We start from the raw sequence: 24,783 nt of genomic DNA, 5'->3' as shown, positions 1-24,783 counted from the left end.
ATCCGGTGCTCTCGGATCTCGCCGCGCCACCGCCCGCCGGAACCCCGGTGCCCGCGCCGATCGCGCGGCTCGCCGAGCACCACCCGGTCGAGCTGGTGTGGCGCAACGAGCTCGGCGGCATCACGGCCCGCATCGACCGCCCGCAGGGTGCGGTCTTCGCGAAGTGGAACCCGCCCGGCAGCACCGAGTCGCTCGTCGACGAGGCAGAGCGGATGCGCTGGCTCGCGGCCACCGGGTCGGTCCCCGTCCCCGAGGTGCTCGGCCTGCACCGCGACGCAGCCGGCGACCTGCTGGTGACCACCGCCATCCCCGCAGCGTCCATCGTCTCGGCGGCCGGCCTGCACGACCCGGATGCCGCGGCGGCCGCGCTCGGCGAGGGCCTGCGTCGCCTGCACGCCCTCGACCCCGCCGCGTGCCCGTTCCCCGCCCCCGACTGGACCGCATCCGCCCCCATCGACGACGCGGTCGTCTGCCATGGCGATCCGTGCGCCCCGAACACGCTCATCGCGGGCGGCGCCTTCGCGGCGCTGGTCGACCTCGGTCGGGTCGGCGTCGGCGATCGCTGGTCGGATCTCGCCGTCGCCTCGTGGTCGCTCGAGTGGAACGGCCTGGCCGACGCTGAGCCGGCCTTCTGGCGGGCCTACGGCATGGCGCCCGACCCCGTGCGCATCGCGGGGTGGCGAGCGCGCTGGGATCCGCCGGCGCCGGAGCGCTCCTAGTCGACTCCCGCTGCGCGGGCCTCGCGCACCGCCGCGACGACGCCGTCGCGCCACACGTCCCCGTGGCCGGGCAGCACGGCGCTCGCGCCGGTCGCCTCGAGCGCGTCGAGCGAGGCGAGCGCCTGTTCGGGGCGCACGGTCGCCGCCCCGGCGACGACCCTGGGCCCGGTGCGCGTCGTGTACGGGTCGAGGGTGACGAGCGCGTCGCCGCTGATGACCGCATCGCGATCGGCCATGTGCAGCGCGACGTGGCCGTCGGTGTGCCCCGGGGTCGGCACCACGCGCGGGCGCCCGGGAAGGTCGAGCACTCCGTCGGGCTCGAGAGCCGCGGCGTCCTCCACCCCGCGAACCGAGAGCGCCCCCACTGAGACCATCGCTGCGAAGAGCGGCACCGAGCCCGGGTAGCGCAGCGGATACCAGAGCCTCGAGCGGGCGCTCCGGTAGCGGTACGGATGGGCCGCGATGTACCGGTCGCCGTCGTGCACCCAGATCGGCATCCCGGCGTCGTGCAGCGACGCGGCCATGCCGAGGTGGTCGAAGTGCGCGTGGGTCAGCACCAGGCCCCGCACATCGCCGATCGTGCGGCCCATCGCCGCGAGCGCCGCGTCGAGATGCACGCGGCTGGCCGGGAAGAGCGCGTCGACGAGCGTCACCGCGCCGCCCTCCTCGATGAGGTAGGCGTTCGTGGAAGCGTGCTGCAGCCGGTGCACGCCGGGCGCGACGTCGCGCTCGAGCAGTGCCTGCCGGCGCTGGACGACAAGGCCGCGGCGTTGCTTGCCGAGGGTGGGCGTGTGCGTCATGCGCTCCATCACACCGCGCTTGCGGCAGCGGTGCATCCCGCTCACGCCCAGGTTCAGAGCGCGAGCAGCTCGTCGGCGATGCGCAGCCCCAGCACGGGCCGGTCGGCGGTCCAGACCGCCGCGCAGGCGGCGCGGATCGTGTCGACCGGGCGCTCCCCCGCCCGCACGAGCGTGATGTCGATGCCCGAGCGGCGCACGGCGGCGGTGCCGACCTCGAAGTAGACGTCGCCGGTGGAGCGCTCGATCGTCTCCCGCAGCGGGGCGATGGGCTCCTGCAGATCGCGCAGGTCCTCGATGACGTGGTCGGGGCGCATGGTCTTGTCGGCGCCCAGGAGGCTCGCACCGCGATCGATGCCGGTGAGCACCAGGATCGAGCGGATGCCCGCACGGCTGGCGCCGAGGATGTCGGTGTCGAGACGGTCGCCGATCATGATCGGCGCCTGGGCGCCGAAGCGCTCGGCGGCGACGTCGAACATCGGGGTCTCGGGCTTGCCCGCGAACTCCGCGAGCCGGCCGACCGCGGTGTGCACCGCCGAGACCAGCGTGCCGTTGCCGGGGGCGATGCCGCCGGCGACGGGGATCGTCCAGTCGCCGTTCGTGGCGATCCACGGGATGCCGCCGTGCTCGGGCTTCTTCGCGAGGGCGAACGAGGCCTCGGCGAGGTCCTTCCAGCCGAGCGACGGGTGGAAGCCCTGCACGACCGCCTTCGGCTGCTCGGCAGCCGAGCGCACCACGCGCCAGCCGCGGGCCTCGACCTCGACGACGATGCCGGCGCCGCCGACGACCATCACCGGGTCGCCCGGCTGCAGGTGCTTCGCGAGCAGCAGCATGGCTGCCTGCGGGCTCGTCACGACATCGCGCGCCTGCACGTCGAGGCCGAACGAGCTGAGGTGCTCGGCGACCTCTGCATCGGTGCGCGACGCGTTGTTCGTCAGGTAGACGGCGGGCAGCCCCGTCGCCTGGATGCTCTCGACCGCGTGCGGGATGGCGTCCGGTCCCTTGTAGACGACCCCGTCGAGGTCGAGATACAGGCAGTCGGCGCCGTCGATCGGGGTCGGCGCTGCAGCCGGCTTGCGGAACAGCCCCATCAGCGGGCGTCTCCGCCGCGCTCCGACTCCTGGCGGTCGCCCGGCTGCTCGCTCTGCTGGTCGCTCGACTGGTCGCCCGACTGGTCGCCCGGCTGGTCGATCAGGTCGTCGCCGAACAGCGCATCGCCGAACAGCGCATCGCCGTCGTCGGCGGAGGTCGGCTCGTCGACTTCCTGCTCGTCGAGCGTCGCGTCGACGACCGGCGCGTCAGCATCGACGGCAGGTGCGTCGATCTCGGGGCCGTCAGCCGGAGCCTCGTCGACCTCTTCGGCCTCAGCCTCATCAGCCTGGACCGCCTCTGCCTCGTCAGCCTCGACCTCGTCAGCCTCGACCTCGTCAGCCTCGACCTCGATGCGCTCCGAGATGATCGAGACGGCTTCGAGCTCGCCGGGCTTCAGCGCATCCTCCAGCGCATCGATGGCGCGATCGGCGAGCGCGAACCACTCGGCAGCCTCCTCGTCGCGACCGAGCTCCTCGAGCACGCCGGCGAAGCTGGCGAACAGCGCCGGGCTGTAGTCGAACGCCTTGTCCTTGCGCAGCTCGGGGATCCGCAGCTCCTCGAGCGCAGCGTCAGGCTGGCCGAGGTCGAGGCGCGCGCCCGACTTGACGATCGCGAGCTCGACGCGCACCTCGGTGTCGAGGGTGGATGCGTCCACAGAGCGCGCGAGCTCGAGCGCCTTCTCGGGGCGGCCGAGACCGCGCTCGCAGTCGGCCATCAGCGGCAGCTGGTCGTCGCGCCCGGTGATCCGACGATAGGTGCGCAGCTCACGGAGCGCGAGCGAGAAGTCACCCAGCTGATAGGCCGTGATCGCGAGCGTCTCGCGCACGACACCGATGCGGCCAGCGCGTCTCGCGGCGGCGAGCGCGTGCTGGTGCGCGAGCTCGGGGTCTTCGTCGATGAGACGGCCGGCCATGGCCATGTGCTTGGCCACGACCTCGGCGTTGTCCTTCGACAGCGTCTTCAGCTGCGCGCGGGCGCCGATGTCGAGATCCTCTGCGACGATCTCCTCGGGCAGGTACGGCGGGACGAAGTCGTCGTCGCGAACCTGCTTGAAGCTCTCGCCAGTCCCGTCTCCGCGGTGCTCGAAGTCGCGACCCGGGCGAGCAGCATCGCGCTGCGGGCCCTGGTTGCGGGTGCGCTGGTCGTCGCGACGGCGCTGGTCATCGCGGCCGAACCGCTGCTCGCCGTCACGCTGCGGACGTCGATCGCGGTCGCCCTGCGGACGCGACGGCCGATCGCCCTGGGGGCGCGACGGCCGGTCGCCGTAGGGACGGCGCTCACCATCGCGAGGAGGCCGGCGGTCGCCGTCACGAGCGGGACGCGAATCCCGGTCTCCGAACGAGCGGCGCTCCCCATCCCGCTGCGGACGGTCGCCCTGGGGACGCGCCGGCCGGTCGCCGTAGGCGCGCGCGGGACTGTCGCCCTGGGGGCGCGAGGGGCGGTCGCCATAGGAACGACGCTCGCCATCACGCGGCGGGCGACGGTCACCGTCACGCTGCGGACGCGAGTCACGGTCGCCGAACGAACGACGCTCACCGTCACGCGGCGGACGACGCTCACCATCACGCGGCGGACGCGAGTCACGGTCGCCGAACGAACGACGCTCACCATCACGCGGCGGACGACGCTCACCGTCGCGCTGCGGACGCGCGTCGCGGTCGCCATAGGGACGGCGCTCGCCATCACGCGGCGGTCGACGGTCGCCGTCGCGCTGCGGACGCGCGTCGCGGTCGCCGAAGGAACGCCGCTCGCCGTCGCGCTGCGGCCGACGGTCGCCGTCGCGCGGCGGACGCGAGTCCGAGCTGCCGAAGCCGCGACGCTCGCCGTCGCGCTCAGGTCGGCGCTCACCACCGGGCTGATAGCCGCGGTCGCCGGGGCGCAGCGGCTTGCGATCGGTGTCGCGCTGCGGCGGACGTCGATCCCCATCACGTGGTGGCCGCGAGTCACGCCCGCCGAAGCTGCGCTGTCCGTCGCGCTGCGGGCGACGGTCCCGGTCTCCGCGACCACGGTCGTCATTCCGGTCTGGCTTGTCGTTCACGGGACCATGCTCTCATTCGCGCGGGGAAAAGAAAAAGGGGCCCCAGAATGATCTGGGGCCCCTACCTGCTGGAGCTGCGGTTCCCGGCCGCGCTGGACGGGAAGGTGCTGGTCGACCGCGACACCGCCCGCCGCATCGCTGGCGACACGGCCACCTGGGAGCGGCTGTTCACCCACCCCGTCACCGGGGTCGCGGTGACCGTCGACACGCACCGGGCGTCGGCGGCGCAGCGGCGGTGGCTGCAGGGCCGCGACGGCCGCTGCCGCGGGCCGGGCTGCGACAAGTCGGTGCTGCGCGCCGACGTCGACCACACCAAGGACTTCGCCGGCGGCGGCCTGACCACCCTCGGCAACCTCGAGCACCTCTGCCGCAGCGACCACGGCCTCAAGCACGAGACCCGCTGGGGCGTCGAGCAGCTGCCCGGCGGGGTGCTGCGCTGGACGTCCCCGATCGGGCAGGTGATCATCGACGAACCGCCACCGGTCGGGCCACGCTTCACCGACATGCCCCGCAGCAAGCCGAAACCGCCCAAGCGCAGCGCCGCCGACCGGCGACGAGACCAGCGCGAAGCCATCGCGCAGTTCGAAGCCGACGGCTCGGCGGGCGTGGAACTACCACCTCCGCCGCCCGGCTCCGCATGGGGTGCCCGCGAGCCCGAGCCTGAGGATCCACCTGCTCCGTTCTGATCCCAAGGCGTCCGCGCCATCGTGCAGCACCAGCTGCGTAATGCCACCGCGGGCTGACGCGCCAGCCGGCTGACGCGCCAGCCCGCTCAGGCGCCAGCCGGCTCCGGCGCCAGCGCACTCAGGCGCCAGCCGGCTCCGGCGCTAGCGCACTCAGGCGTCGGCGCGCTGAGCCGCTGCACGACGTGACGTGCCCGACCGCCAGCAGCAGGTGGCGCTGCCCGACCTACCCGTCCGCCGGAAGCGTCGTGTACGGCAGCACGAGGCGAGACGGATGCGTCGCGTCGCGGTGGATCTTGTGGGTGACGGCGCGTCCCACCGGCAGGTGGAAGGCGTCGGGCGGGAGCAGCGCGTTGTGATCGTCGGCGAGAGGCTCGGCGTTCGAGAGCTCGGCGACGAGCCGGTGGCCGGGCAGGAACGTGGCCGCGAACGGATACAGCCGCAGCACGTACTCCTCGACGACGCCGGGCTCGACCGGCACCGCGCGGGTGTGCGGGTGCACCGGGCTGCCGTGCGCGCTCCGTTCCTCGTCGAGCTCGCGGTGCGAGGCCTTGAGGTAGCCCGTGGTGATGAGCTGCCGCTTGCCGCCGGGCGCCTCGTCCCAGATGCGCATGATGAGGTTCGTGTCGGGCTGGTCGATCTCGACGAACAGGTGCGCAGCGCCGGTGCCGATCATCTCGACCGGCTCGGTGAAGGGGGCCGTGCGCCAGTCGATGATCTCGACCGTGTCGGTCACGCTGAGGGGCGCCTGGTAGAAGCCGTCCGGCGGCACGTGCTCGCCGCCCATCCGCTCGGGCTCCGGCGAGAGCGCCCGGCGGGGCCGCAGGAACAGGTCGCGGTGCTCGACGGCCTTCGGCGGCCACTGGTCGGCCGTCACCGTCTCGCGCGTGCCCTCGACGAACACGGTCACCGCGGGCTCGTCCTCCACCCCGTTGTCGATGCCCTTCAGCCAGCGGTCGTACCAGCGGAACATCTTGTCGTGCTCCTCGATGAAGGGGCGCGACTGCATGGGCGGGTACGGGCCGATGTCGAGCTTCTTCGGCCCTTGCAGCCGGTCGAAGACCTCGATGGTGCCGTCGAGGGTCCAGCCGCGGCCCTGGTCGAGCTGCAGCCAGACGGGGATGTCGATCTGCGACGCGAGGTTGACGGGGTTCCGCTCCTCGTACCACTCGCCGTCGAGCTCGTTCATGACGATGTCGAACCACGCCTCGTGGTTCGTCGGGTAGTGCAGCACGTGCACGAGGTTCGGCCAGGCGGCGATGTCGGGGTCGGCCAGGCGTGCAGCCACCTTCTCGCGCAGCTCCTCCGGCGAGTGCGTCTCGAGCATCCGCGACTTCACCCGGTCGGTGAAGGCCCAGCCCGAGTCGCCGCCGCGGCCTTCGCGTGCGGCGCGCGGCATGAACCACATCACGCCGCCGTGATAGGTGGTCTCGTAGAAGTCGTAGTGGCCACCGGAGACGAAGATCGCCTTCAGCGACGGGGGCCGCTCGGCGGCCGCGAGCAGCTGCATCGAGCCGAAGTACGAGATGCCGATCATGCCGACGTTGCCGTCGCACCACGGCTGCGCCGCGACCCACTCGATGAAGTCGTAGGCGTCCTGGCCGAGCGAGACGCCGCCGGCGTTGTAGTTGCCGACGTGCTCGCCCTCGGAGGCACCGGAGCCGCGCAGGTCGCCGATGACGTGCACGTAGTCCTCCTCGACCACGCGGGCGATGTCGCCGGCCTCGATGCAGCCGTCCCACATGGGGCTCGGCCGGCGCTGCGGCGGCGTGGTGAGCGCGAGCGCCTGCAGCTCCTTGCCGTAGGGGCTGAGCGCGACGAGCGCGGGGCGCGGCTTGTCGTCGACGCCCTGGTAGGCGTCGGCTGCGAGCTCGACGCCGTCGCGCATCGGCACGCGCAGGTCCTTGCGCACGAGGATCGTCTGCGCGCCCGCCTGGATGGTCTGGGTCTCGGCCATGGGGATGCTCCTGGTCAGGCGTTCTGCTGCAGGCGGTAGCCGTGCATCGAGGTGAAGAAGGGTGAGGGCTCGAGCGTCGGGTCGCCCGAGTAGCCGAGCGCGTCGGCGACCGGCTCGAACGGCGAGTAGGCCGAATCGGTCTCGGTCAGCCCGTGCGCGAGGCAGTCGTGCGCTGCGGCGCCGACCCGGCGCTCGATGTCGAGGCTCTCCTGCAGCGCGGCGTGCGCCTGCTCGCGGTCGAGCACGACGCCGTGCGATTCCCCCGCCCCCGCTTGATTGGGCGCCGAGCGGTAGGGGTGCCCGAGGTGGAGTCGCTCGGGGCGGATGTCGTCCCGCAGCCTCGTGAGGCTGGCGCGGTACGCGCTCGGGTCGGAGAAGCCGGGGAACCCGTTCGCCGCGCCGTGGATCTGCACGGCGTCGCCGACGAAGACGTCGCCCTGGCCGACGATCTCGTAGGCGACCGAGCCCGGCGTGTGGCCGGGGATCGCATGCACGCGCACCGTGACGCCGCCGCCGAGCTGCAGCTCCTCACCGCCGCGCACCAGCACGGTCGGCTCGAGCTCGCCCGAGATCACCGCCGCCGCCGCGGCCGTCTGCTTCGCCTCGCCCTCGGGGTCGCCGAGGTAGCGGCCGCGCGCACCGAGGTACTCCTCGACGTGCGCCCGCCTCGATCGCAGCATCGACGCATCCGCCTCGTGGATCACGATCTGCGCCTGTCGGCCGGTCAGCTCCCAGAGCGCGTGCGCGCCGCCGACGTGGTCGATGTGGCCGTGCGTGAGCAGGATCCAGCGCACGTCCTCGACGCGGCGCCCGAGCGCCGCGAGCGCCGGGGCGAGCCCCTCGGCGGGCGAGGAGGCGATGCCGGTGTCGACGATCGCGAGCTCGGGCGCGTCGATCAGGAAGCTGTAGAGGTGGAAGCGGCCCCAGGGGCTCGCGAGCGGATGGACGGCGACGGTCATGCTGGTGCGCCCCGCAGGAACTCGGCGGTCTCGACGTAGGCGCGGTGGTACTCGGGCAGCCAGCCGAAGTGCTGCACGAAGCCGTGCCCGGCGCCCTCGTAGCGGGTCACGCGCACGGGCACGCCCGCCTCGCGCAGGCGCTCGCCGTAGCGCTCGCCCTCGTCGCGGAGCGGATCGTGCTCGGCGGTGAGGATGAGCGCGGCCGGCAGGCCCGTCAGGTCGTCGCGCTTGATGGGCGAGACGCGCGGGTCGGCCGGGTCGGCGCCGCTGTCGAGGTAGAACGCGTTGAAGGGCGCGAGGCCCGCGGTCTCCATGCCGAAGCCGACCGCGTTCTCGACGAGCGACGGGTAGCGCGACTCGTCGAAGTCGAGGTCGAGCGACGGGTAGTAGAGCACCTGGTGGGTGACGCGTTCGAAGCCCTCGTCGTGCAGCAGCGCGACCGCCGCGGCGACGAACGTGCCCCCGGAGGAGTCGCCGACGAGGGCGAGCGTGCCGCCCTGGCCGTGCTGCCGGCCGGGCTGCTGGCCGAGCTCGTCGCCGTGCTCGGCCGCCCAGCGGACCGCGGCGAGCACGTCGTCGAGGCCGGCGGGGAACGCCGCCTCGGGCGCACGGCGGTAGCCGACCGAGACGACCGTCAGCCCCGTCTCGACCGCCAGCGAGCGCGCGACGTGGTCGTGCGTGTCGAGGCTGCCGAGGAAGAACGCGCCGCCGTGCACGTAGACGATGACGCCGGAGCCCTCGGCGTCGGTCGCGTCGCGGTAGATGCGCACCGGCACGCCGTCGGCGTCGCTGCCCGGCACCACCGCGTCGCGCACCTCGGCGACCGGGATGCGGGAGGCTTCCGGCGGCACCTGGGACTCCTCCCCCGCGCGCATCGCGGCAGGGTCGAGCGGTCCGGGCTCGGGCGCCGGGAAGCCGGCGAGGATCTCGGCGATCTTGGGGTGCAGTGCCATGGTGTCCGTCTCCTCCGCGCGTCAGCGCGCCGCTGCCTGCTGGGATTCCGGGCGCTGGCCCGGGAAGACCTCGCTCAGCTCGTCCTCCGACCAGCCCTGCCGCGAGACCGCCTGCAGCTTGTCGGTCTCGGGCTTGCGGCGCGACTGGTAGAGCGCGAGCGCCTCCTTGACCGAGCCGGCCTCCTGCAGCGCGTCGGCGATCGCGCCGGCGTCCATGATCGCCGAGTTGGCGCCCTGCCCCTGGTGGTGGAGCATCGCGTGGGCCGCATCGCCCAGCAGCACCACCGCATCCGTGTGCCACTGATCGACGGCGTCGATGTCGTAGCAGGCGCGGTTGACGAGCGCGTCGAGGTCGAGCTCCTCGGTGATGCGCACGATGCGCTCGTCGAAGCCCTGCACGGTGTCGACGAGCTGCTCGCGCGTGATCTCGGGCGCCCAGGCGCCGTCGTGGTGCAGCGTCGTGATGTCGAACGACACCTGGCCGCGGTGGCGCAGCGGCAGGAAGTAGACCTTCGTGCCGTGGCCGATGTACATGCGCAGGTTGTCGTCGACGACCAGGCCGTGCGCGGCGTCGGCGTCGATGACCACGCGGTAGGCGTGCTCGCCGGCGAACACCGGCTGCGCGTCGGTGAACAGCTGCTCGCGGATCGTCGACCTGATGCCGTCCGCGGCGATCACCAGGTCGGCGGTGACGGTGTCGCCGTCGGTGAACGTGAGCGTCGCGCGGTCGCCCTGATCCTCGATGCTCGCGACCTTCCGACCCACCTGCAGCACGCCGTCGGGCAGGGCCGCGACGAGCGTCTCGATGAAGTCGCCGCGGTGCACGAGGTGCGTCTTCGTGGGCACGTCGAAGTCGCCGATGCCCGGCCACTCCTCCTTCATGATCGGGTGGCCGTCGCCGGTGAGGATCTCGAACGCGTCGCTCGCCGAGGTGACGGCGGCGATCTGGTCGAACATGCCCCAGCGGCGGAATCGGTCGACGGTGGCGGGGCGCAGGCCGATGCCGGCGCCCACCTCGCGGATCTCCCGCGCCTGCTCGTAGACGGTGACGTTCACGCCGAGCAGGCTGAGCGCCTTCGCGGCGGCCGCGCCGCCGTAGCCGGCGCCGACGATCGCGACGGTGAGGTTCTTGAGGTCCGAGGGCTGCATCGTTGCTTCTCTCCTGTGGCGCTCGCGCGCAGGTTCTGGGTGGGGATGGGTTCTGTGTGGGATGTGGTGGGTGCGGTCGGTCAGACCGAGAGAGTGAGGAACTCGGCCGGGTTGGTGACGAAGACGCGCTCGATGGTCGCCTCGTCGACGCCGGCGGCGCGCAGGTCGGGCAGCAGCTGGTGGAACAGGTAGTTCACCGTGTGCCCCTTGACGCCCGGCCAGCCGAGCGGGCTGCAGTTCGCGTCGGCCGAGGCGAGCGCCTGCCCGAGGAATCCCTGCTCGGCGGTGTGGCCGATGAAGCGCAGGAAGTGGTCGAGCCGATCCTGCCGGGGCCGCGCCCAGAAGGGCGGGTCGGGCAGCTCGGTCTCGTAGCCGAACGTGTCGAAGCCGATGCGGCCGCCCTGCTCGGCGATCCACGTGTCGCGGGTCTTGTCGAAGTTGACGCCGTCGTCGACGTGGCCGAAGAGCACTCGGTCGAGCGGCAGCCCCTCCTCCGCGAAGATCGCGATCGCGTTCTCGGCGTCGATCGCCAGGTGCGTGAGCAGCGGCGCGCCGGCGCGCAGCGACGCGCGAGCGGCGGCGCGGTAGATGCGCTTGTCGAGGTCGGTCATGCGGCCGCCCCGACTGACACCCACCTTGATGACGCCCGCCTTCGCGCCGGTGCCGCCGATGCCGACGCTGATCTCGTGCACGAACTGCTCGGTGAGGTACTCGACGCTCGCCTGCTCGAAGAACGGCAGCGCCGTGTCACCGCCGACGAAGCCCGTGCAGGCGACGATGTGCACGCCCGTCTTCGCCGAGAGCGACCGGTAGTAGTCGACGTCGCGGCCGTTGCAGATGCCGGTGGCGTCGACGAACGTGCCGCCACCGAGCTCGCGGAACTCGCGCAGCTTCGGCACGGTCTCGTCGTAGCGCTGCTCGGGCGTCTTCCACCACTTCGCGTCGAGCTCGGAGCCGGGCATGCCGTAGCCGATGTGCTCGTGCACGGCGACGAAGCCGAGCTCCGAGGCGTCGATCGCGCCCAGCACGGTGTTCACTCGCGACATGGTCAGCTCCTCACGGCGAGCAGCGCGCTCGGGTTGGCGGTCAGGATGCGTCGGGTCACGTCGGCGTCGATGCCGGCGGCCGCGAGCAGGGGCACGAAGTCGGTGAGGATCCGGCTGAGGCTGATCGCCTCGGCCGCCGCCGCCTCGGCGGCGTCGTGGCCCTTGGCGACGCCGATGGCGCCGGTCGAGAGCAGGATGCGGTCGGCGTGGCCGGCCTCCACCAGCTCCGCGACCAGCCGCACGCGGTCTGCGTCGGCGATGCGCTCGTCGTCCTCGAGGCCCACGCTGTCGATGCCGACGTACGCGCCCCGCTCGGCGACGGCGAGGTGCGCGGCCGCACCCACCGCATCCGCCCGATCGAGGCCCGCGACGACCACCCGGTCGGCGGGCAGGCCCTCGGCGAGCACGACCTCGAGCTCGCCGAGCGCGTCGGCGCCGTAGCGCAGCGAGACGGGCACGCCGGTGGCGATCGCGGTGCGGGCAGCGCCGCGCAGCAGGCTGCCGTCGGTCGCGGTGGCGCCCGTGCGGGTGGCTGCGGTCGCGACGAGCCCGGCCGGGGCGCGGCGCTCGAGGCGCGGCACGACGGCGCCTTCGGTGACCTCGAGCGAGAACAGCTCGGCGAAGCGCTCGGCCGGCCACGGGGTGGGCGGGTTGGTCTGGGGGGTGAGGAAGTAGCCGCCCAGCATGGCCTCGGGGCCCTGGCCGGTCGAGACGACGATGTGCACGCCCGTCGAGCGCGAGAGCGCCTCGTAGAGGGTGAGGTCGCGGCCGTGGAACATGCCGGTGCTGTCGACGACCGTGCCGCCGCCCGCCTCGCGGAAGTCGCGCAGCTTCGCGGCGAGCGTCGCGAAGATCTCGGCGCGATCGATGGTCACGTCGTGCGCGTACTGCGCGCCCGGGAAGACCGAGAGCAGCGACTCGTGCACCGATGCGACGCCGAGCTGGTCGGCGGGGACTGGTCCGAGGACGGTGTGGACGGTGCCTGTCACTGAGAAGCCTCTCCGTTGAGTGCCGATCGCCGGATGCTCCGGTGCGATCGCCGCCATCCTGACATTTGGTTTACAGCCTGTCAAGCGAGATCGGCGCGGCGCATCCGGGCCGTGGAGGCCGCCACTTGCGCATCGCGTCGGCGTTCGCTTTACTGAGTGTAAGCCGAACTGTCGACGGAGACAGCGGCCGAGGAGGAGCCATGGGCACTGCACCCGCCACGTCGGACATCGACCTGTTCGCCGACGAGATCCTGACCGATCCCTACCCCACGTACGCAGCCCTGCGCGAGCTCGGCGCCGTCGTGCACCTGCCCGTCAACGACGTGTACGCCCTCACCCGGTACGACGCGATCCGAGAGGCGCTCGGCGACCCGGAGACCTTCTCGTCGGTCAAGGCGATCGGCTTCAACGACGGCGTCAACGACGCGCTGCAGGGCACGTCGCTCGCCTCCGACCCGCCGATGCACACGCAGCTGCGCGCAGCCCTGTCGGCCAACCTCACGCCCCGCGCGCTGCGCGGCATGCAGAGCCAGGTCGCCGAGAAGGCCGACGCGCTCGTCGCGAAGCTGGCTGCCGGAGGCGACTTCGAGGCCATCGACGCGCTCGCCCGCGAGCTGCCGCTCGAGGTCGTCGCCGATCTGATCGGCTTCACCGGCGAGGTCAAGGCCAACATGCTGCGCTGGGGCCAGGCGGCCATGCAGGTGATCGGCCCGATGAACCAGCGCACCATGGAGAGCTTCCCGATCGCGGGAGAGCTCTACGGCTGGTGCAGCCAGGTGACCGCCGACCAACTCGCCGAGGGCTCGATCGGCCGCGGCATCTTCGACGCCGAGGCGCGCGGCGAGATCCCCGAGGGCTCGGCCGGCCACATCATCCACCAGTACCTCGGTGCCGGCGTCGACACCACGGTCGCCGCGATCGGCAACATCGTCGCCCTCTTCGGGCGCCACCCCGAGCAGTTCGCGCTGGTGCGCGACGACCCGTCGCTCGTGCCCGCCGCCTTCGCGGAGGTGCTGCGCTACTGGGTGCCGATCCACGCCTGGGGCCGGCGCACCACCCGCGAGGTCGAGATCGACGGTGCCGTGATCCCGGCGGGCGCCCACGTCGCGATCCTGCTCGGCTCCGGCAACCACGACGAGCGGCACTACGCCGACGCCGACGCCTTCGATGTCACGCGCAACCCCGTCGACCACCTGTCGTTCGGCTACGGCCCGCACGGCTGCGCCGGCCAGGGCCTCGCCCGCATGGAGGGGCACGCGGTCATCACCGCGCTCGCGCAGCACGTCGCCTCGTACCGCCTCGGCGACGAGAAGCGCGAGCCCAGCAACATCACCCGCTCGATCGAGCACCTCGACGTGCTCGACGTCGTGCCGGCATGAGAGGAACCAGCATGAAGCTCGAGATCGACCGTCCCCGGTGCGAGGGCCACGGCCTCTGCGAGGAGGCCGCGCCCGACCTGCTGCACCTCGACGACGACGGCGAGGTCGTCTTCGACGTGGAGGAGCTCGGCGACGAGGCGCTCGAACGCGCGCGCGCCGCCGTGCGCATCTGCCCGGTCGCCGCGCTGCGCCTCGCAGGATGACGGCCGCCCCCGCGCTGCGCCGCATCGTCGTCGTCGGCAACGGCGTGGCCGGGCTCACGGCAGCAGACTCGCTCCGCGCCGGCGGCTTCGACGGCGAGCTGACGATCATCGGCGCCGAGGCGCGCGCCGCGTACAGCCGACCGGCGCTGTCGAAGGCGCTGCTGCGCTCCGACGCCGACCTCGACGCGCATCTGCTGCCCGCACCCGATCACGGTGCCACCGAGCTGCTCGGCGTCGCCGCGGCGGGGCTCGACGTGGAGCGCCGACGACTGTCGCTCGACGACGGCTCGGCGCTGGAGTACGACGGGCTGGTCATCGCGAGCGGCTCGCGAGCGCGACGGCTGGGCAGCCTCGACGACGAGCTGGTGCTGCGCACGCTGGACGACGCGCACCTGCTGCGCGCCCGCCTCGTCGACCGCCCCGACCTCGTGATCGTCGGCGGCGGCCCGCTCGGCATGGAGGTCGCCTCGGGCGCGCTCGAGGCGGGCTGCCGCGTGACGCTGGTCACCAACGCTCCCCCGATGGCGCGGCACCTCGGCGCGCACCTGGGCGAGCGCATCCTGCGCGCGGCCCTCGCGCACGCCCTGAAGGTCGTGCTGACCGGCGCGGCGCGCGTCGTCGAGCGAGGCGGCCGCTCGGTGGTCGAGCTCGCCGACGGCAGCGCCGTCGACGGCGACCTGGTCGTCTCGGCCGTCGGCGACATCCCGAGCACCGACTGGCTCTTGGGCAGCGGCCTGCCGATGCTGGGCCATGCCCTCGCGGTCGACTCGCGCGGCAGGCTGCGCGACGAGATCGTCGCCGCCGGCGATGTGGCCGCGGTGCCGACCCCGATCGGGCACGCCCGCAGCCCCCTCTGGAACAGCGCGATCGAGCAGGCGCGCATCGGCGCGGCGGCGCTGCTGCACGGCGACGAGGCTGCCGAGCTGCGCGCGCAGCCGTACTTCTGGACCGAGCAGTTCGGCCTGAACATCCGGGTCGCGGGCCCGACCCCGCTGATCGGCGAGCCCGAGGTGCTCGAAGGCGGAGCGGCCGACGCGCCCGCGCTGCTGCGCTGGCGCCACCCCGGCGGCACCGGCACCGCGGTCTCGGTGAACTTCCGCATCCCCATCCCCCGCCTTCGGCGGCTGGGCGACGCTCCGGCAGCCGCCGACTGCCAGTGCTGCGGCACCGTCGATCGCTAGGCTCGAGCAATGGCCAACCTCCGCGTCGAGCAGAAGGAGCAGACCCGTCAGCGGCTGCTCGACACCGCCCTCGAGCAGTTCGAGGCCAAGGGCTACGCCGCCACGACGATCGACGACATCGCCGCAGCGGCAGGCACCACGCGCGTGACGTTCTACGCGCACTTCCCGTCGCGCCGCGCGATCATGGCCGCCCTCATCGACCGGCTGAACGTCATCCTCGAGCGGCATGAGTCCGCCGCGCGCCACAGCACCGCGGCAGCACTCATCGACGTCGTGCGCGACGGCTCGCCTGTGGCGATCGACGCCTGGCTGCGCGAGCAGGCAGCCCGCTGGCCCGTCATCCGCCCCTACATCGTCTCGGCCAACGTCGCTGCGGCCGTCGAGCCCGAGATCCGCGAGCTGGTCGACACGTGGTCGGAGGAGGTCGTCGGCGACATCTGCGAGGGTCTCGACGCCGCCGACCGCTTCCCGCGCGAGTCACGGCACTTCCGCGGCGTGCTGGCGTTCGAGATGCTCGACCGCGCCAACCAGCACTGGATCCGCCACGGCTGGAGCATCGACGACGACCCGGCGATGGACGTGCTCGTCGAGGCCTGGGCGAAGCTGCTGGGCGACGACGCGTAGCCTCGCCGCCTCACATCCCGGGGATCTCGAGCGCCTCCAGCACTTCGATGGTGCCCGTCTTCAGGTGCGGGTGGCTCTGCATGAGCGCTGCGGCCGCGTCGGCGTCGGCAGCGTCGAGCATCGAGTAGCCGGCCACGGTCGACGACGACGAAGCACCGGCTCCGGACCCCCCGACGGTGCGCCCGTTGCCGAGCGGCGTGCCGAGGTCGACGATCGCCTGACCGGCGCTCTCGGCCCACGCCATCCACTCCTGCATCTCGGCCTGGCCCTCCTCGGGCGACTGCTGCATCTGCTGCTCCGCGCTGACATCGGCGTGATAGAGCACGAGGTACTTCGGCATCCGGGCTTCCCTTCCTGCGACTCTGCACGACGGCCCCGGCGGGGCTCACGCTCACCGTAGCCCTGCGGTGCGGGCGCGACAATGGCGCGTCCACGCGCACTCCCGTGCCATGATCGAGCACTGCCCGCGCAGGAGCTCGGGCAGCGGAGGGACGCATGGTGACCGGATCGACCAGCACGCGACGGCAGCGGCTCCGCGAGTGGAACGAGCGCTTCATCGTCGAGGAGCGACTCGTCGAGCCCGCCGCACGACGGCGCCTCTACATCACCGCGGCCGTGCTGGTGGTCGTGGGGCTCATCGCGTTCGCCGTGCTGCTGCTCGGCGTGCTGACGCAGACCGGCTTCGCGCGGCTCGACGAGCCGGTCGACGCCTGGTTCGACTCCTTCCGCTCGCCCGACGCGACCGCCTTCCACATCGTGATGGCGGTCGTCTTCGGGCCGATCGCGCTGCCCATCATCGTGCTCGCGGTCGTCGTGATCTGGGCGATCACCGCGAAGCACCTCTGGCGCCCGCTGCTGCTGGCCGGCGGCATGCTGACCGGCGTCGTCCTCGCGCTCACCATCGCACCGATCGTGCAGCACCCTCGGCCGCCCGTCGACGACATGCTGTTCGGACCCGACGACACGTTCTCGTTCCCCTCCGGGCACGTGCTGGGCACATCCGACTTCTTCCTGATCCTCGCGTTCCTGCTGGCGAGCCGGATCCAGAAGAAGCGGTTCACCGCGATCGCGGTGACGATCGCGATCGTCGTGGTCGTGGTGCAGGGAGCGGGGCGCATCTACCTCGGCTACCACTACCTGAGCGACGTTGCGGCGTCGTTCGCACTCTCGATGGCGATCGTCGGCTGCGTCATCGCCATCGACACCTGGCGCACGGCGAAGATCCCCGGCGAAGAGGTCGAGTCCGAGCCGATCATCCCCGAGGACTGACCGGGGTCGACCACACCGGCGGATGCTGGGCCTTGCGCTCTGCCTCCAGACGGCCGTAGAGCAGCTCCCAGAGGGCGATCGAGACTCCGGCGGCCACGAGCACGCCGCCGATCGTGTCCGAGATCCAGTGCGCGCCGAGATAGGTGCGGCTCACCATCATCGCCACGGTGTAGGCGGCGCCGGCGAGCCACACCCACCAGCGCCGCAGGATGAGACCCATCGTCACCGCGAGCAGCGCAGCGTTGGCGGAGTGGCCCGAGGGGAACGATCCGAAGTCGGCCGCGACGAGGATGTCGAGCGGCCGCTCACGGCCCACCGCGTGCTTGATGAGCTGCACGACGATGCCGGTGAGGATCGACGCGACCAGGAAGTAGACGGCGGCCCAGCGGCGCCGCCACAGCAGCAGCGCTCCCGCGACGACGACCGGCAGCACGAAGGTGGCGATGATGCCGCCGCCCAGCAGGTCGAAGACGAAGGCGGGCACATCCCAGAACGGCGACCGGAGCGCGACCAGCCCGTCCATCCACTCGGCCTCGAACCCGAACGGCTTGAAGCTCTCGCGGTAGACGATGGCGAGCAGCAGCGCGACGGCGAAGCTCGACGCGATGACCGCGCTGAGCACCGGCCGCGTGATCCAGCGGCGCGTCGGCCGCTGCAGCGCCGCCCGCTCGGTGGTCGGCTGATCCGTCATGATGCTCTCCTCACCGGATTCGATGTGGGCCATCATCCACGCCTCGCCTGCGAAGCGAGGCATCGGGGGGACGGCAGCGCGTCACGCGTCGCGACCCGAGGCTGCGGATCGACCGCGGAGCCGAGCGACGAGCCAGGTCCACGCGCCGGTCGCCCACAGCGCCGCGACGACGAGCACGGGTTGGAAGAACAGCCTGCCGAATCGCGCCGCGTCGCTGTCGAGGCCGAAGCCGTCGCGGGCCTCCAGCCACTGCGCGACGTTGCCGGGGAAGACCGCGATGAAGAACGCCGCCGTCGCCAGCCCCACCCACGCTCGGCGTCGGCGGGCGAGCAGCAGCGCGAGCCCGAGCACGATCTCGACGACGCCCGAGGCGACGACCGTCACATCCGGGTCGAACGGCAGGAATGCGGGAACCTGCGCCTGGAACTCGGTGCGCGCGAACGTCAGGTGGCCGGTGCCGGCGAAGAGCAGGAACGCGCCCAGCAGCAGGCGCACGACGGTGCGCGCGGGCGAGCGGCGAGGTGCTGGCTGCGCGGTCGACTCGGCCATGGGCCGAATCCTGCCATCTCCCGGAGCATGAAGAGTCTCGGCATGAAGAAAGCTCCCCCTCCAGGCGAGTGGAGAGGGAGCTTCAGTCGGGCTGACAGGATTTGAACCTGCGACCCCCTGACCCCCAGTCAGGTGCGCTACCAAGCTGCGCCACAGCCCGCCGATCTCATGGCGGATCGCCCGAAGGCAACTGCAACAGACTAGCGCATCCGACACCGCCGTGACGACTCGGCTCAGCCCCCGCGCGCCTCGCGCGACGCCTGCTCCACCCTTGCCGAGAACCGCGTGAGCCGCTCGAGCATCGCGGCGCCGCGCGCTGCGACCCTCGCGGGCGAGGTCAGGTGCGGCGGCCCGCTGCGGATGATGTGCGAGCACGCCAGGTCGTCGCAGATGTAGGTGCCGATCGACGAACCGGTGTCGCCGTCGAGCGTCGCGAGCCGCGCCGTGAACATGCGCACCTGCGTCGCCGGCTGCGTCGAGTGGCAGAGCGAGCACATCGCCGCGACGCCGGGCCGGAGACCCCCCGGCGCGCCCCGCACGACCACGCCGATCAGCGCATCCTCTCGCCAATGGACGATGTAGCCGACCCGGCTCGAGCGCTGATCGCGCCAGCCCAGGTACTCGCGCTCCGACCAGATGGTCTCGTGCAGCCCTGGCAGCGGCAGCTGCTCGAGCTCCCGCCGCGTCGCGTTGACGAAGCTGCCCAGCAGCTCGTCCGCCGTCACCTCGCGCATGCGGAAGACGCTATCGGATGCGCGTGGTGCGCGAGAGGGGTTTGCCGCCGTCGGGCTTCCACCCAGGAGAGTCCCGACGGCGGCAAGTCTGTGTCAGGCCGGCGTGAGCTGCCGCGCCTTGGCGAGCTGGTCGGCCATGTGCTCGATCACGCGCACGACCTGCGACGAGTAGCCGTACTCGTTGTCGTACCAGACGTAGAGCACCAGGTGTCGACCGGTCGCGATGGTCGCGAGGCCGTCGACGATGCCCGCGCGGTTGTTGCCGACGAAGTCGGTCGAGACGACCTCCGCCGAGTCGGTGAAGTCGATCTGGGCGCGCAGCGCACCGGTGAGCGACGTCTGCCGCAGCAGCTCGTTGACCGCGTCGCGGTCGACGGGCTGCTCGAGCGAGAGGTTGAGGATCGCCATCGACACGTCGGGCGTCGGCACGCGGATCGCGTTGCCGGTCAGCTTGCCCTCGAGCTCGGGCAGCGCCTTCGCGACGGCCTTCGCGGCACCGGTCTCGGTCAGCACCATGTTGAGCGCCGCCGAGCGGCCGCGGCGGGCGCCCTTGTGGAAGTTGTCGATCAGGTTCTGGTCGTTCGTGTACGAGTGCACGGTCTCGACGTGGCCGTGCTCGATGCCGTACGCGTCGTTGATGACCTGCAGCACGGGGGTGATCGCGTTGGTCGTGCACGACGCTGCCGTCACGATGCGGTCGGTCTCGGCGATGGCCTCGTGGTTGACGCCGAAGACGATGTTCTTGAGCGGGCTCTTGCCGGGGGCGGTGAGCACGACGCGCTCGACGCCCGGGCACTCGAGGTGCTGGGCGAGCCCCGCCTCGTCGCGCCAGCGGCCGGTGTTGTCGACGACGATCGCCCGGTCGATGCCGTGCTCGGTGTAGTCGACGGTGGTCGGGTCGTCGGAGTAGATGACCTGGATCAGCGTGCCGTTGGCGAGGATCGTGTTCGCCTCGCGGTCGATGTCGATCGTGCCCTGGAACGCGCCGTGCACCGAGTCGCGACGCAGCAGGCTCGCGCGCTTCTCGAGGTCGTCGTCGCCGGCCCGGCGCACGACGATGGCGCGCAGGCGCAGGCCCAGGCCGCTGCCGGCGTGGCCGATCAGGATGCGCGCGAGCAGGCGGCCGATGCGGCCGAAGCCGTAGAGCACCACGTCGGTCGGCTGGTCCTGCGACCAGGAGGGCAGGTCGGCGAGGTGCTCGCGCACCCATTCCTCGAAGCCTTCGGTCGGCGCATCGGTCAGCAGGCGCCCGAGGTCGAGCGAGATGCCGCGCAGGTCGAGCTCCTCGACGATCCGCAGCACCGTCATCGTGTCGTTGACCCGCAGCACGCTCTCGCCCACGCGGCGAGCCCACTTGTGCGCCTTCAGGATCTCGATCGGCGACTGGTTGACCAGCTTCTTGCCGTGCACGTGGGTGACGACATCGCGCTCCCGGTAGAGCCGGCCGATGATCGGCACGGCGGATTCTGCGAGAGCGACGCGGTCGAGCCACGCCTGATGGGCGCTGTCGACGGCGGGAACGGATGCGGATGCCACGTCTTCACGATAGGCAAGCGGATGCGTCGGGTCCGGCCCTTCAGGCGGTCAGGATGCCCGCGTCCTCACGCACGCGAAAGTTCGACGGAACTTTCGACGGGACGACCGGGACGCATCCGCTCGTCAGGAGACGTAGGACTTGCCGAGCTTCCAGTAGCCGGTGAAGGTGATGCGGCGCTTGTCGATGCCGCGGTCGCGCACCAGGTGCCGGCGCGTGCCGGTCGCGAGCGCCTGCTCGCCCGCGGAGTAGGCGTAGCCGAGCTCGGTCGCGAGGCTGAGGCCTCGCAGCTCCTCGAGCGCCGCGTCGCCGGCGCGCGCCGTGCCGCGCTCGACCCAGCGCACGTCGAGGCCGTCGGGCCGATCGAAGGCCTGGATGTCGTCGCGGTGCCCCACCTCGATCACGGCGACGCCCCGACTGCGCTCGTCGAGCGACTCGCAGATGCCGGCGATCGCCGGCAGCGCCGACTCGTCGCCCACCATGAGCACGTTGCCCTCAAGGCCGTCGTCGTTGTAGAGCAGGCCCTCGTCGAGCAGCACGGCGCGCTCGCCACGACCGGCGCGCATCGCCCACGCGGCACCCGGACCCGGGTCCTCGTGGCAGACGAAGTCGATGTCGAGCTCGCTGGCGTCGAGGCGGAAGCCGCGCACGGTGTAGTTGCGGATCCAGGGACGCTGCGCCTCGCGCATCGCGAGGTACTGCGGGAACCAGGTGGAGGCGCTCGTCGGCACGCGCAGCTCGTCCTGCTCCTCGCGGCGCATGAAGAAGCGGAACCACTGGTCGTAGCCCTGCGGCGTCATCGCCGACACCTCGTCACCGCCGAGCGTGACCCGGCGGATGTGCGGCGACACCTGCTGGTTGTCGAGCACCTCGAGCTCGATGAACTTCGGTGCGACCGCGGCGACGCGCTCGGGTCCTGCCATGTCGATCCTCCGGAAGTCGAGGTGAGGTAAGCCTTACCTGACCAATGTAGCAATCCGGCCCGTCCGCCGCATCCGCGTACGATCGGGAGCAGCATGCAGCTCTCTCCCGCGCGGCGATTCCTCGCGCTCCTCACGTTGGCCCTCGGCGGCTTCGGCATCGGCACCACCGAGTTCGCCACCATGGGCATCCTGCCGCTGGCCGCGGCCGAGCTCGTGCCCGCGTTCGGGAGCGACCCTGCCGGAGGCATCGCCCAGGCGGGATGGCTGATCAGCGCCTACGCCCTGGGCGTCGTCGTCGGCGCTCCCGTGGTCTCGGCGTGGGCCGCGCGGATGTCGCAGCGCACCCTCGTGCTGCTGCTCGCGGGGGCGTTCACCCTGGCGAACCTCGCGAGCGCGCTCATGCCGAGCTTCGAGCTCACCGTGCTCGCCCGCTTCGTGTCGGGCCTGCCGCACGGCGCCTACTTCGGTGTGGCGGCGCTGCTGGCCGCCCGCATCATGGGCCCGGGCCGACAGGGCGCCGGCGTCGCGCTGGCGCTGTCGGGCCTGACGATCGCGAACATCATCGGCGTGCCGCTGGGCACCTGGCTCGGCCAGGTCGCCGGCTGGCGCTGGACCTACGTGGCCGTGGCCGTGATCTTCCTCGTCACACTGGTGCTCGCCTGGTTCGCGCTGCCGCGCGTGCCGGGCGACCCGACGCGCAGCGCGAAGCGCGAGCTCGCCGCCTTCCGCAATCCGAAGCTGTGGCTCATGATCGCCGTCGGCTGCATCGGCTTCGGCGGCTTCTTCGCGGTCTACTCCTACGCCGCCGAGATCGTCACGCGGGAGGCCGACCTGCCCGCGGCCGCGATCCCCTGGCTGCTGGCGACCATCGGCGTCGGCATGACCATCGGCAACGTCATCGGCGGCTGGGCCGCCGACCGCAGCATCCGCCGCACCATCCTCATCACCTTCCCGGTGCTCATCGGCTCGCTCGCGCTGTTCGCGCTGCTCGGCTGGCACCCGGTCGCGCTGTTCGCGCTCGCCTTCCTCGTCGGCGGGGCGGGCTCGGTGCTGAACCCGACCATCCAGGCGCGCATCATGCGCATCGCGGGCGAGGCCGAGCTGCTGGGCGCCGCCACCAACCACGCGGCCTTCAACGTCGGCAACGCCCTCGGCGCATCGCTCGGCGGGCTCGTCATCGCCGCCGGGCTCGGCTACCTCGCGCCCGCCTGGATCGGCGTCGTCCTGGCCGGCTCCGGCTTCCTGCTCGCGCTCTGGAGCCTCGCGATCGACCGGGAGCCCGACACCGCCGCGCACCACATCGTCGCGACGGTGCTCGGCCCGACCACTGCGGGCATCGAGGTGGTCGACCGATGAGCGCTGACGACTGGGCGACGCTGCTGTGGGACGACCCCGTGACCCTGCAGGGCTACGTCGTGCATGTGCTGCAGCGCCGCTTCGCCCTCGACCGGGCGGCCGCCGTCGAGGTCATGCACCGGGCGGAGCGCGACGGCAGCGCCGTCGTCGCGCACGGCCCGCGCGAGGAGCAGGAGATGCACGTCGCCGGCCTGCACACCGACGGGCTCCTCGCCACGCTCGAGCGGCGCATCCCATGAGGTCGTGGACGCCGCAGGCCGACGGCCTCCGCTGCACGATGCTCGCCGACGAGGCCGACCTGCTCGCCTCCATCGGCCGCCAGGTGCTGGGCCTGCACCGCGCGGTCGTCGACCGGCGCGCCGCCGAGGACGACCCGGCGATGGCCCGCCTCTACCCTCCCGCCTACGCCGACCCGGAGGACGCGGCCGAGTTCCGCCGTCTTGCCTCCGTCGACATCGCGGGCATCCGCATCCGCTCGATGATCCGGATGATCGCCGACCTCGAGTCGGCCCTGCCGACCGAGGTCGACGGCGACGAGGTCGAGCTGCTCGTCGACGACGAGGGGGCGGATGCGTGGCTGCGCGCGCTCGCGGACGTCCGGCTGGTGCTGCACGTGCGCACCGCGCAGCCGGTCGACGACCTGCACCCCGACGTCACCGAGGAGGACCTCGAGCAGTTCCGCGACGTCGCCGAATGGGTCGGGTTCGTGCAGGGCACGATGCTCGAGGCGCTGGATGCGAGAATCGACGGATGAGGTTCCTGTCGATCCAGTCGCACGTCGCCTACGGGCACGTGGGCAACTCCGCCGCCGTCTTCCCGCTGCAGCGCATCGGGCACGAGGTGTGGCCGGTGCTCACCGTCAACTTCTCGAACCACACCGGCTACGGCTCGTGGGGCGGGCCGCTGATCGCGGCCGACGACGTGCGCGCGGTGGTGCAGGGCATCGAGGATCGCGGCGTGCTCGGCGGCGTCGACGGCGTGCTCTCGGGCTACCTGGGCGGCGAGGCGATCGTCGACGTCGTGCTCGACGCGGTCGCGCGCGTGAAGGCTGCGAACCCCGGCGCGACGTACACGTGCGACCCGGTGATGGGCAACGCCAAGTCGGGCTGCTTCGTCGCGCCCGCCATCCCGCCGCTGATCCGCGAGCGCGCGCTGCCGCTGGCCGACATCATCACGCCCAACCAGTTCGAGCTGGGGTTCATGACCGACACCGACCCCGACACCATCGACTCGACGCTGGAGTCGGCCGATCGCGCGCGCGACCTCGGGCCGCGCACCGTGCTCGTCACGAGCGTGCTGCGCCCCGACCGCGAGGCCGACACGATCGAGATGCTCGCGGTCGACGACGATGGCGCTTGGGTGCTGCAGACGCCGATGCTGCCGTTCAAGGCGAACGGCTCGGGCGACGTGACCAGCGCCCTGTTCACCGCCCACTACCGGGAGACCGGCTCGGCCGCGACGGCGCTCGAGCGCACCGCGTCGAGCGTGTTCGATCTGCTGCAGGCGACGCTCGACTCGGGCGAGCGCGAGCTGCGCATCGTCGAGGCGCAGGATGCGTTCGCGAACCCGCGGATGCAGTTCAGCGCCCGCCAGGTGCGCTAGCCCCGACCTCGCTCGTCGAGCGGCTGCGGCCATGTCCGCTCGTCGAGCAGCTGCCGGCGGAGCCGGCCGCACCCCGCTCGTCGAGCAGCTGCCGGCGGAGTCGGCCCCACCCCGCTCGTCGAGTAGCTGCCGGCGGAGCCGGCCGCACCCCGCTCGTCGAGCAGCTGCCGGCGGAGTCGGCCCCACCCCGCTCGTCGAGTAGCTGCCGGCGGAGCCGGCCGCACCCCGCTCGTCGAGCAGCTGCCGGCGGAGTCGGCCCCACCCCGCTCGTCGAGTAGCTGCCGGCGGAGCCGGCCGCCAGCACGGATCGCGGCGATGTACTCCTCGCCATCGAGCCCGTTCGCGTCCATGCAGGC

At 72.2% G+C, this 24,783-nt stretch carries 27 protein-coding genes and 1 tRNA gene; 12 read left to right on the top strand and 16 right to left on the bottom strand.

Features of this window, described 5'->3' with window-relative positions; genetic code table 11:
• The first annotated feature begins 5 nt into the window (after positions 1-5).
• Positions 6-719: an aminoglycoside 3'-phosphotransferase gene (locus tag Q9250_RS13375; RefSeq protein WP_306232371.1), complete on the top strand. Its 714-nt coding sequence runs from the start codon at positions 6-8 to the stop codon at positions 717-719.
• Here the strand turns inward: Q9250_RS13375 and Q9250_RS13370 are convergent.
• Genes Q9250_RS13370 through Q9250_RS13360 form a run of 3 tightly spaced genes read right to left on the bottom strand, consistent with a single transcriptional unit; the run spans position 716 to position 3,521 of the window.
• Positions 716-1,519, bottom strand: a complete 804-nt coding sequence (locus Q9250_RS13370; RefSeq protein WP_306232370.1) for an MBL fold metallo-hydrolase — start codon at positions 1,517-1,519, stop codon at positions 716-718. The two genes, Q9250_RS13375 and Q9250_RS13370, sit on opposite strands and share 4 nt — an antisense overlap.
• Before the next feature lie 53 nt (positions 1,520-1,572).
• Positions 1,573-2,607: an HAD-IIA family hydrolase gene (locus Q9250_RS13365; RefSeq protein ID WP_306232369.1), complete on the bottom strand. Its 1,035-nt coding sequence runs from the start codon at positions 2,605-2,607 to the stop codon at positions 1,573-1,575.
• Positions 2,607-3,521, bottom strand: coding sequence for a hypothetical protein (locus tag Q9250_RS13360; protein ID WP_306232368.1), 915 nt, complete (start codon positions 3,519-3,521; stop codon positions 2,607-2,609). The genes Q9250_RS13365 and Q9250_RS13360 overlap by 1 nt, the downstream gene beginning before the upstream one ends.
• On the opposite strand from Q9250_RS13360, the gene Q9250_RS13355 reads away from it, so the two are divergent.
• Both Q9250_RS13355 and Q9250_RS13350 read left to right on the top strand, forming a co-directional pair.
• Positions 3,480-4,697, top strand: a complete 1,218-nt coding sequence (locus Q9250_RS13355; protein WP_306232367.1) for a hypothetical protein — start codon at positions 3,480-3,482, stop codon at positions 4,695-4,697. The two genes, Q9250_RS13360 and Q9250_RS13355, sit on opposite strands and share 42 nt — an antisense overlap.
• Entirely contained in the window at positions 4,694-5,332 is a 639-nt protein-coding gene (locus Q9250_RS13350) for an HNH endonuclease signature motif containing protein (protein WP_306232365.1), read from the top strand. The genes Q9250_RS13355 and Q9250_RS13350 overlap by 4 nt, the downstream gene beginning before the upstream one ends.
• A gap of 223 nt (positions 5,333-5,555) precedes the next feature.
• Here the strand turns inward: Q9250_RS13350 and Q9250_RS13345 are convergent, their stop codons facing one another.
• The 6 genes from Q9250_RS13345 to Q9250_RS13320 all read right to left on the bottom strand — a co-directional run bounded on the left by Q9250_RS13345 (position 5,556) and on the right by Q9250_RS13320 (position 12,382).
• Positions 5,556-7,286: a CocE/NonD family hydrolase gene (locus Q9250_RS13345; RefSeq protein WP_306232363.1), complete on the bottom strand. Its 1,731-nt coding sequence runs from the start codon at positions 7,284-7,286 to the stop codon at positions 5,556-5,558.
• Positions 7,287-7,300: 14 nt separating this feature from the next.
• On the bottom strand, positions 7,301-8,245 hold the full coding sequence (locus Q9250_RS13340; RefSeq protein WP_306232362.1) for an MBL fold metallo-hydrolase: 945 nt from the start codon (positions 8,243-8,245) through the stop codon (positions 7,301-7,303).
• Complete coding sequence (locus tag Q9250_RS13335) at positions 8,242-9,198, bottom strand: alpha/beta hydrolase (protein ID WP_306232361.1); 957 nt, start codon at positions 9,196-9,198, stop codon at positions 8,242-8,244. Before Q9250_RS13335 ends, Q9250_RS13340 begins: the two co-directional genes overlap by 4 nt.
• A gap of 21 nt (positions 9,199-9,219) precedes the next feature.
• Positions 9,220-10,347: an FAD-dependent oxidoreductase gene (locus tag Q9250_RS13330; protein ID WP_306232360.1), complete on the bottom strand. Its 1,128-nt coding sequence runs from the start codon at positions 10,345-10,347 to the stop codon at positions 9,220-9,222.
• A gap of 80 nt (positions 10,348-10,427) precedes the next feature.
• Positions 10,428-11,393 (bottom strand): phosphotriesterase family protein, encoded by a 966-nt coding sequence (locus Q9250_RS13325; RefSeq protein WP_306232358.1) that lies wholly within the window; start codon positions 11,391-11,393, stop codon positions 10,428-10,430.
• Between the two features lie 2 nt (positions 11,394-11,395).
• On the bottom strand, positions 11,396-12,382 hold the full coding sequence (locus tag Q9250_RS13320; protein WP_306232357.1) for a phosphotriesterase family protein: 987 nt from the start codon (positions 12,380-12,382) through the stop codon (positions 11,396-11,398).
• Positions 12,383-12,582: 200 nt separating this feature from the next.
• Here Q9250_RS13320 and Q9250_RS13315 point away from each other — a divergent pair, with 200 nt between their 5' ends.
• The 4 genes from Q9250_RS13315 to Q9250_RS13300 are packed head-to-tail and all read left to right on the top strand — an operon-like array spanning position 12,583 to position 15,769.
• On the top strand, positions 12,583-13,761 hold the full coding sequence (locus Q9250_RS13315) for a cytochrome P450 (RefSeq protein ID WP_306232355.1): 1,179 nt from the start codon (positions 12,583-12,585) through the stop codon (positions 13,759-13,761).
• A gap of 11 nt (positions 13,762-13,772) precedes the next feature.
• Positions 13,773-13,964: a ferredoxin gene (locus tag Q9250_RS13310; protein WP_306232354.1), complete on the top strand. Its 192-nt coding sequence runs from the start codon at positions 13,773-13,775 to the stop codon at positions 13,962-13,964.
• A complete protein-coding gene (locus Q9250_RS13305; RefSeq protein ID WP_306232353.1) occupies positions 13,961-15,145 on the top strand; it encodes an NAD(P)/FAD-dependent oxidoreductase in 1,185 nt (394 codons plus the stop codon). Before Q9250_RS13310 ends, Q9250_RS13305 begins: the two co-directional genes overlap by 4 nt.
• A 9-nt stretch (positions 15,146-15,154) precedes the next feature.
• The gene (locus tag Q9250_RS13300) at positions 15,155-15,769 is read left to right on the top strand and encodes a TetR/AcrR family transcriptional regulator (protein ID WP_306232352.1); all 615 of its coding nucleotides are present in this window, start codon (positions 15,155-15,157) and stop codon (positions 15,767-15,769) included.
• Positions 15,770-15,779: 10 nt separating this feature from the next.
• Here the strand turns inward: Q9250_RS13300 and Q9250_RS13295 are convergent, their stop codons facing one another.
• Positions 15,780-16,109, bottom strand: coding sequence for a YciI family protein (locus tag Q9250_RS13295; protein ID WP_306232351.1), 330 nt, complete (start codon positions 16,107-16,109; stop codon positions 15,780-15,782).
• A gap of 155 nt (positions 16,110-16,264) precedes the next feature.
• Here Q9250_RS13295 and Q9250_RS13290 point away from each other — a divergent pair, with 155 nt between their 5' ends.
• On the top strand, positions 16,265-17,038 hold the full coding sequence (locus Q9250_RS13290; protein ID WP_422665048.1) for a phosphatase PAP2 family protein: 774 nt from the start codon (positions 16,265-16,267) through the stop codon (positions 17,036-17,038).
• On the opposite strand, the gene Q9250_RS13285 is transcribed toward Q9250_RS13290, so the two are convergent.
• From Q9250_RS13285 to Q9250_RS13260, 6 genes are all read right to left on the bottom strand, one after another.
• Positions 17,022-17,729, bottom strand: coding sequence for a phosphatase PAP2 family protein (locus Q9250_RS13285; RefSeq protein WP_306232348.1), 708 nt, complete (start codon positions 17,727-17,729; stop codon positions 17,022-17,024). The genes Q9250_RS13290 and Q9250_RS13285 overlap by 17 nt on opposite strands.
• A gap of 81 nt (positions 17,730-17,810) precedes the next feature.
• Complete coding sequence (locus Q9250_RS13280) at positions 17,811-18,278, bottom strand: DoxX family protein (RefSeq protein ID WP_306232347.1); 468 nt, start codon at positions 18,276-18,278, stop codon at positions 17,811-17,813.
• 86 nt (positions 18,279-18,364) lie between these two features.
• A tRNA-Pro gene (locus tag Q9250_RS13275) sits at positions 18,365-18,438 on the bottom strand.
• Between the two features lie 73 nt (positions 18,439-18,511).
• Positions 18,512-19,012: an FBP domain-containing protein gene (locus Q9250_RS13270; protein ID WP_306232345.1), complete on the bottom strand. Its 501-nt coding sequence runs from the start codon at positions 19,010-19,012 to the stop codon at positions 18,512-18,514.
• Positions 19,013-19,105: 93 nt separating this feature from the next.
• On the bottom strand, positions 19,106-20,548 hold the full coding sequence (locus tag Q9250_RS13265) for a glyceraldehyde-3-phosphate dehydrogenase (protein WP_306232344.1): 1,443 nt from the start codon (positions 20,546-20,548) through the stop codon (positions 19,106-19,108).
• 123 nt (positions 20,549-20,671) lie between these two features.
• Positions 20,672-21,469 carry a siderophore-interacting protein gene (locus Q9250_RS13260; protein WP_306232343.1) on the bottom strand — a complete coding sequence of 266 codons (798 nt, stop codon included), beginning with the start codon at positions 21,467-21,469 and terminating at the stop codon, positions 20,672-20,674.
• Between the two features lie 93 nt (positions 21,470-21,562).
• On the opposite strand from Q9250_RS13260, the gene Q9250_RS13255 reads away from it, so the two are divergent.
• Genes Q9250_RS13255 through pdxY form a run of 4 tightly spaced genes read left to right on the top strand, consistent with a single transcriptional unit; the run spans position 21,563 to position 24,427 of the window.
• Positions 21,563-22,825: an MFS transporter gene (locus Q9250_RS13255; RefSeq protein WP_306232342.1), complete on the top strand. Its 1,263-nt coding sequence runs from the start codon at positions 21,563-21,565 to the stop codon at positions 22,823-22,825.
• The gene (locus Q9250_RS13250; RefSeq protein ID WP_306232341.1) at positions 22,822-23,064 is read left to right on the top strand and encodes an ATP-dependent Clp protease adaptor ClpS; all 243 of its coding nucleotides are present in this window, start codon (positions 22,822-22,824) and stop codon (positions 23,062-23,064) included. Before Q9250_RS13255 ends, Q9250_RS13250 begins: the two co-directional genes overlap by 4 nt.
• Positions 23,061-23,579, top strand: coding sequence for a DUF2017 family protein (locus Q9250_RS13245; protein WP_306232339.1), 519 nt, complete (start codon positions 23,061-23,063; stop codon positions 23,577-23,579). Before Q9250_RS13250 ends, Q9250_RS13245 begins: the two co-directional genes overlap by 4 nt.
• Positions 23,576-24,427: a pyridoxal kinase PdxY gene (gene pdxY / locus Q9250_RS13240; RefSeq protein ID WP_306232337.1), complete on the top strand. Its 852-nt coding sequence runs from the start codon at positions 23,576-23,578 to the stop codon at positions 24,425-24,427. The genes Q9250_RS13245 and pdxY overlap by 4 nt, the downstream gene beginning before the upstream one ends.
• Positions 24,428-24,783 lie beyond the last annotated feature (356 nt).

Source organism: Agrococcus beijingensis, from assembly GCF_030758955.1.
Classification (GTDB): Bacteria; Actinomycetota; Actinomycetes; order Actinomycetales; family Microbacteriaceae; genus Agrococcus; species Agrococcus beijingensis.
This window is presented reverse-complemented; position numbering and strand designations above follow the sequence as displayed.